At 65.1% G+C, this 17,951-nt stretch carries 14 protein-coding genes and 1 pseudogene; 10 read left to right on the plus strand and 5 right to left on the minus strand.

The genetic code is table 11. The features are described 5' to 3' along the window. Nucleotides 1-104: 104 nt before the first annotated feature. The gene (locus BCR55_RS21240) at nt 105-1,286 is read right to left on the minus strand and encodes a DNA-binding protein (protein WP_006404645.1); all 1,182 of its coding nucleotides are present in this window, start codon (nt 1,284-1,286) and stop codon (nt 105-107) included. 1,822 nt (nt 1,287-3,108) lie between these two features. Between BCR55_RS21240 and BCR55_RS21245 the strand changes: the two genes are divergently transcribed. Continuing rightward, nucleotides 3,109-4,473 carry a replication initiation protein gene (locus BCR55_RS21245; RefSeq protein WP_006397554.1) on the plus strand — a complete coding sequence of 455 codons (1,365 nt, stop codon included), beginning with the start codon at nt 3,109-3,111 and terminating at the stop codon, nt 4,471-4,473. Between the two features lie 78 nt (nt 4,474-4,551). On the opposite strand, the gene BCR55_RS21250 is transcribed toward BCR55_RS21245, so the two are convergent. Together BCR55_RS21250 and parA are read right to left on the minus strand one after the other, a co-directional pair. After that, nucleotides 4,552-5,613 carry a ParB/RepB/Spo0J family partition protein gene (locus tag BCR55_RS21250; RefSeq protein WP_006411925.1) on the minus strand — a complete coding sequence of 354 codons (1,062 nt, stop codon included), beginning with the start codon at nt 5,611-5,613 and terminating at the stop codon, nt 4,552-4,554. A gap of 23 nt (nt 5,614-5,636) precedes the next feature. Then, on the minus strand, nt 5,637-6,299 hold the full coding sequence (parA, locus tag BCR55_RS21255; protein ID WP_006397552.1) for a ParA family partition ATPase: 663 nt from the start codon (nt 6,297-6,299) through the stop codon (nt 5,637-5,639). 1,237 nt (nt 6,300-7,536) lie between these two features. Between parA and arsC the strand changes: the two genes are divergently transcribed. The 3 genes and pseudogenes from arsC (at nt 7,537) to BCR55_RS21265 (ending at nt 9,400) form a co-directional block, all read left to right on the plus strand. After that, a complete protein-coding gene (gene arsC / locus BCR55_RS21260; protein WP_065495830.1) occupies nt 7,537-7,893 on the plus strand; it encodes an arsenate reductase (glutaredoxin) in 357 nt (118 codons plus the stop codon). A gap of 112 nt (nt 7,894-8,005) precedes the next feature. Next, a pseudogene (locus BCR55_RS32660) lies at nt 8,006-8,181 on the plus strand (NfeD family protein); the annotation flags it as partial. Between the two features lie 667 nt (nt 8,182-8,848). Continuing rightward, a complete protein-coding gene (locus BCR55_RS21265) occupies nt 8,849-9,400 on the plus strand; it encodes an NADPH-dependent FMN reductase (protein ID WP_006404649.1) in 552 nt (183 codons plus the stop codon). A gap of 57 nt (nt 9,401-9,457) precedes the next feature. On the opposite strand, the gene BCR55_RS21270 is transcribed toward BCR55_RS21265, so the two are convergent. Beyond that, nucleotides 9,458-11,698, minus strand: coding sequence for a hybrid sensor histidine kinase/response regulator (locus tag BCR55_RS21270; RefSeq protein ID WP_006404650.1), 2,241 nt, complete (start codon nt 11,696-11,698; stop codon nt 9,458-9,460). Nucleotides 11,699-12,166: 468 nt separating this feature from the next. Here BCR55_RS21270 and BCR55_RS21275 point away from each other — a divergent pair, with 468 nt between their 5' ends. The 3 genes from BCR55_RS21275 to BCR55_RS21285 are packed head-to-tail and all read left to right on the plus strand — an operon-like array spanning nt 12,167 to nt 14,089. Continuing rightward, complete coding sequence (locus tag BCR55_RS21275) at nt 12,167-12,535, plus strand: response regulator (RefSeq protein WP_006397543.1); 369 nt, start codon at nt 12,167-12,169, stop codon at nt 12,533-12,535. Further along, nucleotides 12,528-13,154, plus strand: a complete 627-nt coding sequence (locus BCR55_RS21280; RefSeq protein ID WP_035488064.1) for a chemotaxis protein CheC — start codon at nt 12,528-12,530, stop codon at nt 13,152-13,154. The genes BCR55_RS21275 and BCR55_RS21280 overlap by 8 nt, the downstream gene beginning before the upstream one ends. Beyond that, nucleotides 13,151-14,089: a GGDEF domain-containing protein gene (locus BCR55_RS21285; protein WP_006404652.1), complete on the plus strand. Its 939-nt coding sequence runs from the start codon at nt 13,151-13,153 to the stop codon at nt 14,087-14,089. The genes BCR55_RS21280 and BCR55_RS21285 overlap by 4 nt, the downstream gene beginning before the upstream one ends. A gap of 29 nt (nt 14,090-14,118) precedes the next feature. On the opposite strand, the gene BCR55_RS21290 is transcribed toward BCR55_RS21285, so the two are convergent. Further along, nucleotides 14,119-15,003: an alpha/beta fold hydrolase gene (locus BCR55_RS21290; RefSeq protein WP_006404653.1), complete on the minus strand. Its 885-nt coding sequence runs from the start codon at nt 15,001-15,003 to the stop codon at nt 14,119-14,121. Nucleotides 15,004-15,216: 213 nt separating this feature from the next. On the opposite strand from BCR55_RS21290, the gene BCR55_RS21295 reads away from it, so the two are divergent. The 3 genes from BCR55_RS21295 (at nt 15,217) to hpnE (ending at nt 17,946) form a co-directional block, all read left to right on the plus strand. Beyond that, a complete protein-coding gene (locus tag BCR55_RS21295; RefSeq protein WP_006397539.1) occupies nt 15,217-15,549 on the plus strand; it encodes a hypothetical protein in 333 nt (110 codons plus the stop codon). A 290-nt stretch (nt 15,550-15,839) separates the two neighbouring features. Then, the gene (gene hpnD, locus BCR55_RS21300) at nt 15,840-16,688 is read left to right on the plus strand and encodes a presqualene diphosphate synthase HpnD (RefSeq protein WP_053298070.1); all 849 of its coding nucleotides are present in this window, start codon (nt 15,840-15,842) and stop codon (nt 16,686-16,688) included. 4 nt (nt 16,689-16,692) lie between these two features. Continuing rightward, on the plus strand, nt 16,693-17,946 hold the full coding sequence (gene hpnE, locus BCR55_RS21305) for a hydroxysqualene dehydroxylase HpnE (protein WP_006404657.1): 1,254 nt from the start codon (nt 16,693-16,695) through the stop codon (nt 17,944-17,946). Nucleotides 17,947-17,951 lie beyond the last annotated feature (5 nt).

The raw sequence follows: 17,951 nt of genomic DNA on the forward strand, positions 1-17,951 counted from the left end.
CGCGTTGCCTGGCGCGGCCTCACCTGTTTTTGGGTCCCGAAAATCCTCACCTCACGCTTCCCGAAAATTCTCACCTGTGCGGCGCAGCCGCGCCGCAGCCGACGTTACCGACGCGCAAAACGCGTGACGGCCTCGAGGCGCGACGGCCAGGAGCCCGACGCGTGCTCGCATTCCGGGCATGACACTTCGAAACCGTCGTCGGTGTGCGACAGCTCGGGTTCGCCGTCGCAGTGCGGACACTGGCTCGGCACCGGCACGTCGTGATCGAGCGCCGTGCCGATCGCGGCGAACGCATCGGCGTCCAGGTGTCCCGCATCCGCAAGCCGTCGAATCAGCGTCGCAATCTCGGGGCTCATCGTGCGATTCGCGCGCAATGCGTTCACGTCGCGCGTCGCGCGTTCGAGTTCGTCGCTCTGCGTGCGCAACTGCTCTTCGAGCCGGTCGGCGCGCGCCTTTGCCGCACTGAGCTGCTGAAGGAAATCGAATTCCTTGCGCTGCACGTCGCGCAAACCGCTCTGGTAGGTCGACGCCATGCTGCGCAACGAGTCCAGTTCGACGAGCATCGGCTTCACGCGCCGTTCGGCCTCGGCCACCGCATCCTTGATCTGCTGCGCGTAGTGTTCGGTGCGATGCTGAAGTTCGGCCTGCAGTTCGTCGATCCGATCGCGCAGCGTCGCGTTCAGCGTCTGCTCGGTATCGACGCGGCCGTGGGCGGCGGCCAGTTCCGTTTCCAGCCGCGCGACCGTCGCGCGCAACGTGGCCTCGTTCGCCGAACCGTGCGTCGTTTGCGATGCGAGCTGAACTTCGAGCTCGGTCACGCGCGCCTGCAACTGTTCATTGCGGGCTTCGCTACGCGCGAGCGCGGCTTCGAGCGTTTCCTGACGAACGGTCGCATCGCGCAACCGCTGTTCGGCCGCGGCCATCTCGGCGCGCACCTGTTGCCGATCGACGTCGAGACCGTCGCGAGCGGCTTTCAGCGCTTCTTCATAGAGCGCGCCGATCAGTGCGCCGGCCTTTTCCTCGACGCTTTTGGGAATCGCGGCCCCCTCGAGCCGCACTTTCGACGCGGAGCGGATACGCTCCCAGAAATGGTCGATGTCTTTCGGAATATCGCTGGCGCTGCCGGTTTGCGTAAGGTCGCGCACATTGGCCGCCGAGGGCCGGATCCCGAGATCGAAAAACAACCGCTTGCAGGCGTGCATCGACAATTCCTGGCGACGCGCGCCCGCCGCGCGCATCGATTCCAGTTCTTCCCGAATGCTCTGACGCATTTCGTCGACGGTCATGAATCAGCTCACATACGTTGAGATGTTGCGATCATAACGAAATACGTATCTCCTGATACCAATTTTCGCGATGCGTTGCGAATTCGCGTCGTTCGTGCCGGAAGTGGCGTCTGTGACGCTTGCTGCGCTAGCCCGGCCTCCGATTTCGTGAAACAAAGCGAAGAAAGTGCGGTAAGGGTTTGTTGTAAAAAGGTTTTTCCCCTCACACGGAAAAAGTGCCATTGTTTCACATCGCGTGAATGTCCAGCCGGGCGGTGTTCAGGGATCGACGTCTCTGTGGAAAACTCCGCAGGCAGAGGTGTTGAGAGTATTAGAAGTAAACACCTTTGAACCCTTAGTTAAAAACGTTAACGCCACGGCACAGCCTTACGTAGCAAGGCTCTCCGGCCGGCAAGGTGAAGTTTTACGGGAGACAAGGTGACCTTCTGCGGGAGCCGACGTGATGGAGTTCGGGGAGCAGCGTGAGCCGTTGCAGGAAAGGTCGTGAGCGGATTCGGGATCACAGTGAAAACCGGAAATACGCAAAGGTGAGGCTTTTCGGGGGCGCACAGCCGCGCGACCCGCACAGCAGCAGCATGCACAGTTTTCTGCCTGTGCAGACATAGGTGAGAATTTGCAGGAGATCCTTTGCGCCCCGTTTTTGCCCAACTTTTAGGCAATTTTCCCGAAAGGTGAGGTTTCACGGGACTTCGCGGCGTTTTGATGTGAGGATTTCCGGGAAACGAAGGCGGTTTTGTCGGCCAAAAGCGCTATTCGATGCCTGTGGCGCCGCAAAGGTGAGGGTTTTCGGGAGCGAAGCGGCGGGTTGTCTACCTCGATCGGCATAAGGTGAGCGTCTTCGGGATAGGTTTCACAGTGGGGCAAGCGCGCTAGAGGTGAGCTTTTTCGGGGGCAGAATCTGCACACAGATTGCGCACAGGTGAGGCTTTTCGGGAGCGATGGCCGGTCGATATCGCCGGAAAGCCCGCCTGGCGCGGGAAAAATCTCCGTTTTACTGTGACCTTTTCCCGCATAGGTGAGCCTTTTCGGGAGTGAATTTCGACTTTGACGGCTCTGTGTTCGCGTGAAAAGGTGAGGCTTTTCGGGGAGCGACCGTGCGACACAGTGGAATTCGCTGCCGCGCATAAGTATTGGACGCCATTGGGATTTTTGAAACCGCCGAGGTTACGGTGAGGTTTTTCGGGAGCTGTGTGGATGGCCTGCGCGACATCGCTTTCGGACGCAAAGGTGAGGCTTTTCGGGAATGGCATACCGTCGAGCGCCCATATGTCGGGCGTCGACCCGACTTCGATCGCTGTGATCCGGCGTCGCTAAGGTGAGCGTTTTCGGGACCCGTGCCGCAGTGAGCGCTGTACAATGCGCGTCCGCCGTCGAAACGCTGCCGGGTTGGGCACCGGGATGCGGCGTTGCACGGCCGTTCGTCGACGTCGCGCATTCGCGCAATCACGCTGTTGGACCGCTGCTGTATGGACATACAGCCTTGTATTGGCGGCTTGGCACCTGCAGTGCGAGCACCGCGGATAAGACGCCGCGGTCACCCCGACAAACAGTCGCAAAATTACGACAATTCGAAAGGTGAGCTGATACGGGAGCCGATTGCGCACGTATTCTGCACAGGCAAAATTCTGTGAATCCGTGCATCCCGCGACATGTCTGGAATCGGCTGAAACGCAGTTGCCGCGGACCGGTGAGGGTTTACGGGAACGATTGGGGTGAGTGCCGTTTCATCTGCGCGCTTCACCGGCTATGGTGAGCATGTCGTTCTGGACGCACATCACCACAGGCGCTATCCTTCCGGGAAACTTCTCCTCCGACCCGACGCATGGCCACGAAGCGCGCCAAGAAAACCGATGTGGATGTGGTGAGTGCCAGTTCAGCCGAATTGCGGAAGGCCGTCGAGGCAATCGCAATTCAGCCGAAGAGCGGCAAGATCACGCTCCTGACTCGCAAGCTGTTCAATGTCCTGCTCGCCGTCGCGCAGCAGGCCGACGACTCGGGCGATACGTATCGCGCGCTGTTGTCGGACATCGTCGCCAACTCCGCATTCGATTCGAACGACACCGCGCTGGTGAAGGAGCATCTGCGCCGGATGGTGTCGGTGCAGGTGGAATGGAGCACGGGCACGTCGAGCCAGAAGCCCGGCCGCAAATGGGGGATCTCCACCCTGATCGCCGACGCCGAAATTCTCGAAGATCCGGCTACACGGCGCGTGTGGGTCGAATTTTCGTTCGCGCCGAAGATCAAGAAGAAACTGCTCGATCCGGTGCAGTATGCGCGCCTGAGCCTGCAGTTCCAGAGCCAGCTGCGCAGCAGTGCCGGCCTCGCGCTCTACGAGATCTGCGTGCGCTATCTGACGAACCCGAGTCACCTGACGATGCGCGAGCCGTGGGAATGGTGGCGGCCGATTCTGTCGGGCACGCCCGACACCGAAGCCGGCGACGAAGCGAAACGCGAGTACAAGTACTTCAAGCGCGACTATCTGCGCCCGGCGATCGCCGAGGTCAACGCGGTTACCAATATCTTCGTCGAGCTGATCGAGCATCGCGAAGGGCGGCGAGTGGCCGAAATCCAGTTCCGCGTGACCGAGCGCAAGCAACCGATGCTGGCGCTCGACGAGCATCCGAACGTCTTCGACAGCACGCTGGTGGACCGGATGGTGAAGCTTGGCATCCCGCTGAAGGAGGCGCAGACGCTCTATGCGGACAGCGAAGAGAATCGTATCCGCGCAGCGTTGCAGATGACCGAGCAGCGCATGCGCAGCACGACGCTGCCGCCGGTGCGCAGCGCCGCCGCGTTGTTCAAGGATGCGTTGAAGAAAGGCTATGCGCCGCCGGTCGATGCGGTCGACGCACTGCCGGCCGCGGCGCCGTCGGCGAAGGGTGCTGCGGCTCAGCCGGACGATCTGAAGGCGCGACTGCTCAGCGAATTCGCGGCGTTCCGCCGGAAGGAAGCGAAGGTGCTGTACGAGGAACAGGGCGAGCTGGAACGCGAAGTGGCGCGCGAGTCGTTCGAGGCCGAAGCGCTGCCGACGCTGGGCACGCATCTGCGGGACGACTGGCGCAAGCGCGGGCTCGAATCCAAGCTGGCCGAGACGGCCTTCTTCGACTGGCTGGCCCAGAAGACCTGGGGCGAGCCGACCGACGGCGATCTGCTCGCGTTTACGCTGAACCAGTCCAGGGCTGCGTAATGCGTTTGCAGCGCGTGAGCGCGCTGCGTGAAAGGGCAAGCGGCCCGGCTTCATCGCCGGGCCGTCTGTTTTTCTCGATCAGTCCGCCAATAGCATGCGCTCGAGTTGCTCGAGGATCGCATCGCGCTTGTCCTTCGGCAGGCCGCGCAGACGCAGTTCGATGCGATCGTCGCCGTACGACTTCAGATCGCCGACCGACTTCCCGCCGAGCTTGATTTCCAGCCGCTGAGCGTAGCGCTGGCGGCTCGCCGGCTTCGGCGCGTCCTGCGCCGCGACGCGGCCCTTCACGATGTCCGATACCTGACGCGTGCTGAGATCGTCCGACACGATCTTGTTGATCAGCCGCAGCGTCGCTTCCGTGCCGCGCGCAGCGTGATAGCGGCCGACCTGATATGCCATGTTCGAACCGAAGCGATCGGGCCGCGCAACCATCTCCTGCATCACTGCTTCCGGCAGCTTGCCGATCGACAGTGCAACGGCGACCGTCGATTCGTCGAGACCGAGGTGCTCGGCGAGCTCCTTCTGACTCTGGAAGTGCTTGTCGTCGAGGAAGCGACGCCACACGACTGCATTGTCGAAGACCGTTTGCGAATCGCGTTGAACGTTGAGATCGTAGCCGAGCTTGTAGCTCTGAATGCCGATCGGGACGTCGATCACGATCGCCTTCACCGAGTCCTTGTTCGCTTCCTTCAGCGCGCGCACGCGTCGGCCGCCGTCGCTCACGAAGTACGTGCCCGGGTTGTCGTAGTCCGGAATCACGTGGATCGCCTGCTGTTGCCCTTGCTTCGCGAGGTTCACCGCGAGCTCGGCAATCGACGACTTCAGATAGAAATGGCGAGGATTGAACGGGCTATGCTTGATCGCCTTCAGCGGCAGTTCGATCACCTGGCCGGGCGCGTAGCGGTTCTCGAGACGCCACGCACGATACTGCGGCGATTCGTCGGTCGACAGATCGATCGCGAGGTCCGGCACATGCGGCGCGGCGCTGTCTTTCTTCGCCGACTTCGCGGTTGCCGGCGCGGGGGCGTCGGACTTGACGATGCCATCGATCGCGTTCAGCCGGTCAAGCGCCGTGCGCTTCTCGCTCGTCGTGATATCCGGGCGCGCCTGGAATCCTTTTGCAAACTGGGAGGGTTTCATGCGACTCCTTTATGCGCATAAAGTCAGGGCAGCATCGCGACGATTTCGTCGGCACATGCGCGAATTTCCGCGGCCGCGAGCTTGGCGCCGCGATCGTTCATCTGCAGGACGGTCTGGCCGAGCGCCATGGCCTGCTTGTACGCTTCGCGGGTCGGGATTTGCGTCTTCAACAGCGGGAAGCCGAGTTCTTCGAGCGCGCGCTTCAGTTCGCGCGTCAGCATTCGCTTTTCCTCGGTCTTGTTCAGCAGGAATACCGCACGCAGGTCTTCGTTCATCACCTGCGCCTGCTGGATCAGCTTCACGAGGCCGACGCTCGACCAGTAATCGGCCGGCGACGACGACGTCGGAATCACGGCAATCGATGCCGCCAGCAGGACGACACCGGACACCTTCTCGGTGATCGACGGCGGACAGTCGACGACAATGATGTCGTAGTCGTTGATGAACTTCTTGATCTCGCGGTGGATCTGGCCGCCCGCTTCCGCGAGATTGACGACGGGGAAAGGAATGCCGTTGTCGCCGTCGCCCGATGCGCTGGACCAATGAACCAGTGTGTTTTGGCCGTCTGCATCGATGACGAGGACGCGTTTTCCTTTTTCATGAAATGCGGCACCGAGATGCATGGCGATCGTGCTTTTGCCGACACCGCCTTTTTGTTGAGTGACTGCAATGATTTCTGCGGCCAATTTTCACTCCTGTTTTTGATCGTTGGAATTCTACAGGACGATATTTATATTTCAATGAACTTGTCGCCGAAGCACGACGCGTTGGCCATTCGGACAAGCGATTTATGCGCATAAAGGCTGCGGCCGAGCGTGATAGGCGCATGGCCTGATCGAGGTCGCTCACGTGCGTCGCTCGAGCGTCGATCACGTGGCTCAAGTGATAGGCATGCAAGCGCAGTTGCGCAGGGTTCGATCTTGCATATCAGAGGCTCCTTGAGCGAACTGGGCCGGACTTTGTGCGCATAAACCGGTGAGCTCGGCTGCTCAGACTCGCGATGGTAGGGCACTGCATCGGCAGGCCGCGGTGTTGCTAAGCGACTGCTCTGGTAGGTCATTGCTCTGGTGCGTCACTGCTCCGGTAGGTCACTGCTCCGGTAGGTCACTGCTCTGGTAGGTCACTGCTCTGGTAGGTCACTGCTCTGGTAGGTCACTGCTCTGGTAGGTCGCTGCGTCGGTAAGTCCCTGCGCTTGTAGGCGGGCGGCCGTTGCTTTGCGTTCGCTCGCGTGTTCGCGGTCCTGATTGCTTCGCCCCGGTGGCCGGAGCATTGCAGGGCAGCCGTCGACATGTCGGCGTGAGGCGGTTTGTGCGCATAAAGTCGACGGGATGCCCCAGGGAAAGGCCATCGATTGATGACGGAGTCGCTCCTGGAGCCAATGCGGGCCGGGCCGGTGCATCGTCTGCCGGCGGATAGAGCTACTGCGCCGCCGGCCGGCCGGTCCCGGTTGCGACTGTCGCGAATCTGTACGCAGTGGAAACGCGTGGTACCCAGTGTCGATCTGGCGGGACCGTTGTTGTGACCGCGCTCTCATCGGCGGGCTCTTTATGCGCATAAAGTCCCTGCCCTGCTATTCAAACGATGCGTGCCTCCGAAGTCTTGAGCGTGGGCTCATCCAGTTGCCTTCGCCTCGGTCCTGCGGTGGCTTATATGCGCATAAATCCGGCGAGCCGCTATGTGAAGGATGAGTCCACGGATCTGCCCAAGGCCGGCCGCGTCTGCACGGCGGTCCACCGCGCTCCCATCTTTCTGCGATGCCTTTATGCGCATAAAGCCCTCCCGATTTCACCACTGGCCGCTCCCTGCTTCGGGTCCGCCGCGCATCAAAAGCGAACATCGCCACATCGCCCCTTTCCTCTGCCATCAAAACCCGCACCGTCGGACTCGCTACAATACTGGCCTCCACCATCCACGCTGAAACGATGATCACGATCTATCACAACCCCCGATGCTCGAAGTCCCGCGAGACGCTCGCGTTGATCGAGACGTTGAACACGACCGGTGCGCCGGTGAACGTCGTCGAGTATCTGAAGACGCCGCCGACGGTTGAGGAACTAGAGATGCTGCATCGTCAACTTGGTCGCCCGGTGCGCGACATGCTTCGCGACGGCGAGCAGCCGTACAAGACATTGGATCTCGGTCGCGCCGAACTGACCGACGCGGAAGCGTATGCGGCCATTGCGGCGCATCCGATCCTGCTGCAGCGTCCGATCGTCGTCTACCGCGGCAAGGCCGCCATCGGCCGTCCGCCGGAAGCCGTGCGCGCGCTTTTCGAATAATTCTTTGTCGATTTATTTTTCTTTTTTGGCCGGCGCCGGTTTGCCTTCACCAGAATCGCAGGCAGCGGCACAGCGCAGGAACGCCGTGCCGGTCCACGATAACGCACCCGGTGCGCTCGGCTGTGTCGCCGGTGGCGGACTGCTGCGGCTCGCACGCTTCCCGCCGCACGTGCAGATCGGCGCGGCCGCCGCGATCGCGCTGCGTCGCTCGGGTGCCCGGCGCTCGGGCTGAAGCACAAGCGCGATACGTCGACGAATCCCGACGTCAACCTCGATATCGGCGCGAGCGAAAAGTGCCACGAGGAAAACGCAAAGCGGCGAGCGCCGTTCGTGAACGGGTGCGGCGCCTTCGCGGCGAGCATCACAGAGCCAAGCGGGCGTCGCGTCTGACGCCAAGCCCGCACCCGTCACCGCGCCCCGGCCGACGACTTGCGGGGCGCAGCGATTTCCACGTCTCTCGTCCGACGCTCTGCGGCGTCCGACCGCCGGCACAGCACCAGCGCCAGCACCCCAGCACCCCAGCACCCCAGCACCCCAGCACCCCAGCACCCCAGCACCCCAGCACCCCAGCACCCCAGCACCCCAGCACCCCAGCACCCCAGCACCCCAGCACCCCAGCACCCCAGCACCCCAGCACCCCAGCACCCCAGCACCCCAGCACCCCAGCACCCCAGCACCGTCCCGTCCCACCCCGTCTCGCTTTCCCGCCCCGAACCCCCGCGCTGCGCTATGCTTCCCCAAGCCTTGCGTCGCACACAGCTTCCCGCGACGCACCGAGCCGCCATTCGCCCAACGCTCCACCCAGAGTTATCCACAATTTCTGTGGAAAACCTTGTGGAAAGTCGGCCGGATGGCCCGGCCGGGCGGCTCGCGGGCTGGCCTGCCTATAAACAGACCTTTGCCGCCTGCCCGGAATCAATCGATTCGATTCCTCACTTACCGGAAGGAGAACACCATGGCCTATCGTGTTGCGGTCGTCGTCGGCAGTCTGCGTCGCGGTTCGTGGAACCGCGCGCTCGCGCATGCCGTGATCTCGCTCGCCCCGTCGGACCTGTCGTTCGAATTCGTCGAGATCGGCGAACTGCCGCTGTACAGCCAGGATTACGACGCGGATTTTCCAGAGGTCGCGAAGCGGTTCAAGCAGTCGATCGAAGCCGCCGATGCGCTGTTGATCGTCACGCCCGAATACAACCGCTCGATTCCCGGCGTGCTGAAAAACGCGCTCGACTGGGGCTCGCGCCCGTGGGGTTCGAATTCGTGGGCCGGCAAGCCGGGCGCCGTGCTCGGCACGTCGCCGGGCGCGACCGGCACCGCGCTGGCGCAGCAGCATCTGCGCAACGTGCTCTCGTATCTCGACGTGAAGCTGCTCGGGCAGCCCGAGATGTTTATCAAGCACGATCCGACGCGCATCGACGACGAAGGCAAGATCGTCAACGAGGACACGCGCAAGTTTCTGCAGGGCTTCGTCGACCGCTACGCGGACTGGGTCCGCCTGCTGAAGAAGTGAAGTCCGCCTGGTCGCCGTGCGGCGCGCCCGGCCGCTGCCGTCAGGCGCCGGCCGTCGTCACGGGCGTGGGTGCTGCTCGTCGCGCCCGTCGCGGATCTCGATCAGGATCGCGTCGAGCAGCGCGATGTCGAACGGCTTCGACAGCACGCGTACGTTGACGCTGCGCGTGCGGTCGAGCTCCTCCGCATAGCCGGTGACGAGGATCACCGGCAGTTTCTCCGGCCGCTTGTCGATCGCCTCGGCGAGATCGATGCCGTTGAGGCGGCCCGGCATGTGAATGTCCGAGATCACGAGGTCGAACGCGTTGTCGTCGGTGGCGCTTTCGATCAGGCGCAGCGCGTCGTCGCCGGTCGCCACATAGGTCACGCGGTGGCCGAGCAGCGACAGCAATGCTTCTGTGCCGGCCGCGACTTCGCTGTTGTCTTCGACGAGCAGCACGTGCAGCCCGGTGTGCGGCGCGACGTGCGCGGCGGCCGGCGGCCGCGTCGTGATGTCCTCGGCCCGTGCGCGCGGCAAATAGAGCCGCACCGACGTGCCGGCACCGACCGCGCTGTCGATCGTCGCGAGCCCGCCCGAGCGCTCGCAGAACGCGAATACCTGCGGCAGCCCGAGGCCCGTGCCCATCCCGTGCGCCTTCGTCGTGAACAGCGGCTCGAACGCGCGCGACAGCACGTCGGGCGCCATGCCCGAGCCCGTATCGTCGAACGACAGCTGCGCGAAATCGCCGGTCAGCGGGAAGCCGTCCTCGCGGCGCAGCGTCACGTTGCGCGCGCCGACCGTGAAGCGGCCGCCGGTCGGCATGGCATCGCGTGCATTCACCGCGAGATTGATGACTGCGAGCTCGAGCTCCGCGACGTCGACACGAATCGGCCACACGCCCGGATCGATCGCGACGACGAGCGACGATTTCGAGCCGAGCGACGTCTTCAGCAGTTCGCGGCACGAGCCGAGCCATTGCCCGACGTCGATCGTCTCGCTGTGCAGCGGCTGCTTGCGCGCGACGCCGAGCAGCTGGCGCGTCAGCGACTGGCCGTTCTTCAGCGCGCGTTCGATCGCGCCGAGCTCCTTGTCGAGATGCTCGGCGTTGCGCCGCCGCATGATCTGCACGTTGCTCGAGATGATCATCAGCAGGTTGTTGAAGTCGTGCGCGACGCTGCCGACGAGGTTGCCGAGCGCCTGCATCTTGCGCGACTGCCGGTACGCCGATTCGATCGAGCGCCGCATCGACGCCTCCGCCTGCCAGCGTTCCCACGCGCGCTCCTCGGCCTTGAGCCGCTTCAGCGACAGCCAGATCACGCACCACAGCGCGATCGACGGCGCGAACATCGACAGGAACAGCACGCTCAGATGCTCGTACCATTCGCGCCAGATCGCGGACGCCCGATACGTGCAAATCACATAGACGGGATAGCTGCCGACCTGCCGGTACGCGACGATCTCGCTGCCGCTGCCGCCGTGATGCACGCGCACGACGCCCGCGCGCGGATCGTTGTGCGGGTTGCCGAACGTCGCCTCGCGATCGGTGTGCGTCGCCGACGGCAACTGCGGATACGACGCGAGCACCGCGCCGTCGGAGCGCGCGAGCGCCATCGTCATCGGCGTTTTCGCGCCGCCGAGCAAATCGCGGTAGAACGCGTTGAAATAGGACGACTTCAGCGCGATCGACACCATCCCCGCGAACGATCCGTCGCTGTTGCGCCGCGCGATGCCGGTGTTGAATACCGGAATGTTCTCCAGCTTCAGCGGCCCCATCATCAGCTTCGAGATGTGCTCGATCACGCGGCCGTCGCGGATGCCGATGAAGTCTTCGCGGTTCTCGATCGACGCGTACGGCGCGGGGTAATAAAGCGAGTTCGCGAGCAGCATCCCGCTTGCGCCGAAGATCGACACGGCCGCGACCTGCGGATAGCCGCCGGCGATCGTATTGAGCGCGTCATGGATGTCGGCCTCCTCGTTGCGCACGGTCGCGTCCTTCATGTCCTGCACGAGATCGACGATCCGCGCGTCGAGCGTTTCCGTCAGGTCGAAGACCTTCAGCGCATGTTCCTCGGCGACGCGCACGGTGCGCATGGTCACGTCGCTGGCGGCCGCCTCGCGTGCCTTCAGGTCGTTGTAAGCCATCACGACCACATAGATGCACGGCAGCACGATCGCCGCGACGAGCAGCACGATCAACGTGATGCGGCGGACCGCGAAGTCGTGTTCGGGCGCACCGGATGCGTAGTTGCCGTCGTCCTGCCAGTCGTCGGCGGGAGCGGTGACGGGAGTACGGGATTCGGCGGGCCGGTCGGACGTCATTCGGTAGGAGGGTCTTGCAGAGGTGCCTGCCATCATAAACGAGTTGCGTCGGCGATCCGTGCGCAAGGCGACAGCCGCGGCGGCAAGCATATCGCGCGAAGCAAATCGTCAGATTGAAAACGCGACGAATCCGGAAGCGCAAACGTACACAAAGAAAAATTTTGCGTCTTCGTGTCAAAAATGGTCGCGAGTGTTTTCGGAATAGGCGACGGCTGAATCGATTCTGTTCGAAGCAGTAAAAATGGCGAGTTGCGGTGCTTTCGGTTTACTCCGAGAATCGCGCGTTGCTTTCCCTATGACAGATAGATATGCGCCCGCCGGTATCCGCCGCGCGGCGCGTCGCTCTTATGCGCGGCGCTGCCTTCGTGCCGCACCGGCGGCTGCCGCGTACGCGACGTCCGGCGCTCAAGAAGCGCTCCGGAAAGTCGTTAACGCGAGAGAGACCATTCCGTATTTCGCTTCACTGCCATGTCCTTGCCGATTGTGATTGCCGACGATTCGCTGCTTGCGCGCAAACTGTTGGCGAAAGCCTTGCCGGGAGACTGGGACGTCGATGTCGCGTATGCAGCGAATGGTCGAGAGGCCTTGGCGCTCTATCGTGACGGCAAAGCTTCCGTGATGTTTCTGGACCTGACGATGCCCGACATGAACGGCTATCAGGTGCTCGAAACACTGCGCCACGAGGATATGAACACGTTCGTGATCGTGGTATCCGCTGACATCCAGCCGCAGGCGCAAGCGCGCGTCCGCGAGCTCGGCGCGATCGCGTTCGTCGCCAAACCCGTGACGTCGGAGGCATTGCTGCCCATTCTCAAGGAGTATGGGTTGTATGCCTGACTCGGTGTTCACGGCGGAGCAACGCGACGCGTTGCAGGAGATCGCCAATCTCGCGATGGGCCGCGCCGCGGCACGGCTCGCGGTGCTGCTGGGCCGCTTCATCGAACTGTCGGTGCCGCGCGTGCGCGTCGTCCATGCGGCCGAGGCGGGACGCGCGCTGCGCGAGATGACGGGGATCGACGACAACGTGACCGCCGTGCGCCAGGGTTTCCGGTCCGACATCAAGGGCGAGGCGATCGTGCTCTGCCGCAGCGCGGGCGTCGGGCGGCTGATGTCGCTCGTCGAGCGCACCTTCGGCGGCGGCACGCACGGCGGGATGGCGACGCAGGACGAACTCGTGTTCGACGTCGCGAACGCGCTGATGGGCGCATGCGTCGCGTCGATTCTCGACGAGCTCGGCCGCAAGCCGGTGTTCTTTCCGCCGGGCCTGCTCGGCACCAACGTGTCGTTCGAGGACGTGTTCCAGCCGACCGTGCTCGCATGGAGCGTCGCGCTGCTGCTCGAAGTGAATTTCGGTCTCGAGGATCACGCGTTTCGCGCACATTTCGTGATGCTGATGGCCGAAGACTCGATCCGGCTGATGGGCGACGCGCTCGACGCGTTGCTGTCCGCGCTATGACGACCGAACGCGCGTCGCTCAGCGATCTCGTGATCGAGCGCGTCGGCTTCGGGCTGTTCGTGCTCGATCGCCGGATGACCGTGCTGATGTGGAATCGCTTCATGCAGGACCACAGCGGCGTGCCGGCCGCCGACGTGATCGGCCGCAACCTCTTCGACTGCTTCCCCGACCTGCCGCGCGCGTGGCTCACGCGCAAGCTCGACAGCGTGTTCCAGCTCGGCAGCTTCGCGTTCAGCTCGTGGGAGCAGCGGCCCTATCTGTTTCGTTTCGAGCACGATCGGCCGATCACGGGCGGCGTCGACTACATGCAGCAGGACTGCACGTTCATGCCGCTCACGCGCGGCCGCGACGTCGAAGCGGTGTGCGTGACGATCTCGGATGTCACGCACGTCAGCGTGATGCAGCGCGAGCGCGAAGAGGCGGTCGCGAAGCTGCGCGAGCATGCGAACCGCGACGGCCTCACCGGCATCGCGAACCGGCGCTACTTCGAGACGCGGCTCGGCGAAGAGTTCGCGCGCTGGCAGCGCTACGGCGGCGATCTGTCGATGCTGCTGTTCGATCTCGATCACTTCAAGGCGATCAACGACCGCTTCGGCCATGCGGTCGGCGATGCGGTGCTGCGCGAGACCGCGCGCCGCGTCGCGGCGATCGTGCGCGCGCAGGATACGTTCGGCCGCTTCGGCGGCGAGGAATTCGCGCTGCTGCTGCCCTGCACGAATCTCGACGAAGCGCTGCAGGTCGCGGACAAGGTGCGCGACGCGATCGGCCGCACGACGGTGGACGCAGAAGGCGTCAGCGTCGCGGTGACGGCGAGCGTCGGCGCCGCGTGCGCGAAACTCGGACAGCCCGCATGCGACGCGCTCGTCAACGACGCGGACGCCGCGCTCTATCGCGCGAAACGGCTCGGCCGCGACCGCTCGGTCGGCTACGCGTAGGCGGCGCGGTCGATCAGTCGGTCGGTCCGTCAGTGCTTCGCGATGTCGGCCAGCACGCCGGCGAGCACGGCCGGCTGCGACATGAACGGCGAATGGCTGCTGTCGAGCTGATGCACGTGCGTCGGATTGCCGGGCGCGAACGCATCGGCTTCGTCGACGAAGCGCTGCTGCAGCGCCGGCAGCAGTACGCGATCCTGCAGGCACTTGATGTAGTGGCGCTCGATCGCGCCCCATCGCGCGGCCGTCGTCGGGATCGCCGTCGCGAACGGCGCGGCCGGCACGTCGCAGCTCATCAGGTTCGCCACCGCGTCGAAATCGGCCTGCGGGACGTCGTCGCAAAGCGCGCGGCGCGTCGCCGCGCGATAGTCGGCGTCGCCGCTGCGCGGGTCGATCCGCAACGCGCCGGCAACGCGCGGGCTCGCGAGCATCAGCGGGCCGAGCAGTTCCCCGCGGTTCTCCGGTGCGCGCACGTAGTCGAGGCCCGGTACGCCCGCGGCCGGCATGAAGGCGGCCAGATAGACGAGCTTCGCGATCTTGTCCGGCGCGCGTTCGGCAGCTGCGGTGATCGCGAGGCCGCCCATGCTGTGGCCGACCAGGATCACCTTGCCGCGGCCGAGCGCGTATGCGTCGTCGACCGCCTGCATCACCTGCGTCGCGTAATCGTCGAGCGTCGTGTTCGCGACCGGCGACGGCTCGGCGCCGAACGCGTCCTTGTCGAGCGGCCGCACGTGATACGACGCGGGAAAGCGCGCGTGGAGGCCGTGCGCGGGCAGATCGCGCGCGATCGACAGATGGCCGCGCGCGGCCAGCGCGGCGGCGACGTGCGCGAAGCACCACGCGCCATGCCATGCGCCGTGCACGAGCACGAAAACCGGGTGATCGGACTGCGAGGGGGCGGTCACGTTCGTCTCCATGGATCTGCGTTTTTATCAGGACAAAGCGTCATCTTAGACGAACGCGGCGTGCCGCAAGCGGGCCGCCGCACTGCGCGCGCCGGCAGTCGCCTGCGCGACGACGATGCTGCCCCGAATGTCTCGCGAAGGCCACAATTTCGTGCGAGTCTGATTCAAATTTGCGGAAAAGCGCGTTAGTTTGACGCTTTCCCGCCGTCTTCCGCTGCTTCACCGATGAACGTCGACTATCTCTTCTACCGGAAACCGGACAAGCCCGGCCCCTACTCGCTCGACGACCTCGGCGACGTCGCGCCGCCGATCGGCGCGAGCGACGCGGTGCGCGCCGGCATCGCGCGCGTGTTCGAGGAAATCGACTGGGCGGAATCGCCCGACGTGCCGGGCGCGTGGTTCGGCACCGGCGGCGCGGTGTTCCAGTTCACGGCCGAACCGGACGGCCGCGTGACGAGCTTCATGGGGTCGCGCCTGGAGCGCCGTGCGATGCTGCAGCTCACGCGCGAAATGGGGCTGATCGCGCTCGATCTGCAGCGCGACATCGTCTACGGCTGACGCGGCGGCCGCCGCGCGATTCGCCGGGCCGCATGCCGGTGCCCCCGCGGCGCCGGCCTTGCCGGCCGCTCCCGCTGCGGCGCGGCTTTCCGGCTGGCGCGCGCGGCAGCAACCGCCCGCCATCGATCTTCAAAGATTGCTATACTTTTGCCCAATTCCGGCAACCGGCCGGTAATTTGTGCCTGTCTGCGTCGATCGTTCGACTATCTCGCACGCATTTGCCGCCTGACCATCCCAGCCGGGCATCGCTTCTTCAATCGCCCCGCGCGGGTGTCTCCGTGGAGCTCGTCTTGGCCGTTTCCAATCTCGTCGTGGACGAACAAGAAACCGACGCCGCTGCCGTCACATCGGGCAGTTCTTTCTACCTCGCGATGCGCATCCTGCCGGCCGTGCAGCGCGACGCGATGTTCCAGGTCTACGCGTTTTGCCGCGCGGTGGACGATATCGCCGACAGCGACCTGCCGCGCGCCGAGCGCGCCGCGGGCCTCGAACGCTGGCGCGCCGACATCGACGCGTGCTTCGCCGGCCATCCGCCGCGCCACCTGGTCGCGCTCGAACGCGAAATCCGCGCATTCAATCTGCAGCGCGACGACTTCCACGCGATGATCGACGGGATGGCGATGGACGCCGCCGAGGATATCTGCGCGCCCGACGAGCCGACGCTCGACCTCTATTGCGACCGCGTGGCGAGCGCGGCCGGCCGGCTGTCGGTGAGAATTTTCGGGATGCCGGAAGCCGAAGGCATCAAGCTGTCGCACCACCTCGGCCGCGCGCTGCAATTGACGAACATCCTGCGCGACATCGACGACGACGCGGCGATCAACCGCTGCTATCTGCCGCGCGAACTGCTGCAGCGCGAAGGGATCGCGATTTCCGATCCGGCCACGATCGCCCGCGACCCGGCGTTGCCGCGCGTGTGCGCGACGCTCGTCGAACGCGCGCTCGAACATTTCAGGCTGGCCGATGCGGTGATGGACACTTGCGCACGCGCGCAGGTGAAGGCGCCGCGGATCATGTCGGGCGCGTATCGCTGCATTCTCGAGGCGGCGGTCGCCCGCGGCTTTGCGGCACCGCGCGCGCCGCTGCGCAAGCCGAAGGCGCGGATGCTGATGATCGCCGCGCGCTACGCGCTGTTCTGAGCCGATGCCCAGAACCGTCCACGTGATCGGTGCCGGTCTCGCGGGCCTGTCGGCCGCCGTCGAGCTGCAACGTCGCGGGCGGCGCATCGTGCTGCACGACGCGCACGCGCATGCGGGCGGCCGTTGCCGCTCGTGGTTCGACTCGACGCTCGGTACGACGGTCGACAGCGGCCTGCATCGCGTGTTCGCGGGGCAGGCGGCGACGCAGCGCTATCTGCGCACGATCGGCGCGGCCGATCAGCTGACGGGCCCGTCGTCGTCCGAATTTCCGGTCGTCGATCTCGCGTCGCAGCAGCGCTGGACGCTGCGCTTCGGGAATCGGCGCTGGCCGTCGTGGCTGTTCGACGCGACCGCACGCGCACCGGGCACGACGCCGCTCGACTACGCGTCGCTCGCCTCGCTCGCGTTCGCGCGCACCGGCCGCTCGCTCGCGCAGACGATGCGCTGCGACGGCGTGCTCTGGGAGCGCTGGCTGCGGCCGCATTTTCTTCGCGTGCTGAACGTCGAGCCGCGTCATGCGACCGCCGAGCTGGCGCGCGCGGCGCTGTGCGGGACGCTCGCGGCCGGCGGCCCCGGCTGCCGGCCGCTCGTCGCGCGGCACGGGCTCGGTAGCGCGTTCGTCGAACCGGCGCTGCGGATGCTGCAGCACGGCGGCGCGCAGATCCGGCTGCGCTCGCGGCTCGATGCGCTCGAGTTCGGCGCGCGCGGCAACGCGGTCGACGCGCTCGCGGCCGGCGGGCAGCGAATCGATCTCGCGCCGGGCGACGCGGTCGTGCTGGCCGTGCCGCCGGACGTTGCGCAGCCGCTCGTGCCCGATCTGGCCGCGCCCGACGCGTTCGGCGCGGTCGCGACCGCCTATTTCGCGGCCGAGCCGCCGCCCGGCGCGCCGCTTGACACGACCGTCATCAACGGCGTCGCCGATGCCGTGCGCACCGGCGAGGGCCAGCTCGCGGCGACGGTTCACGATGCCGGCCGCTGGCTCGACCTGCCGCGCGAGGCGCTCGCGCGGCGGCTGTGGGAAGACGTGGCGCGCGTGACGGGCGCGAACGCGGCGGCAGTCCCGCCGTGGCAGCTCGTCGTCGAGCCGCGCGCGGGATTTGCGGCGGTGCCGTCGCAGGAAATGAAACGTCCGGCCGTGCGTACGCGCTGGACCAACCTTGTGCTGGCGGGGGACTGGATTGCCACCGGCTTGCCCGCCACGATCGAGGGCGCGATCCGTTCCGGCCAGCAGGCCGCGGATGCGCTCCAGACACAATAAGAGAG

Origin of the sequence: Burkholderia sp. CCA53, from assembly GCF_001685525.1 — a bacterium.
Lineage (GTDB): Bacteria > Pseudomonadota > Gammaproteobacteria > Burkholderiales > Burkholderiaceae > Burkholderia > Burkholderia multivorans.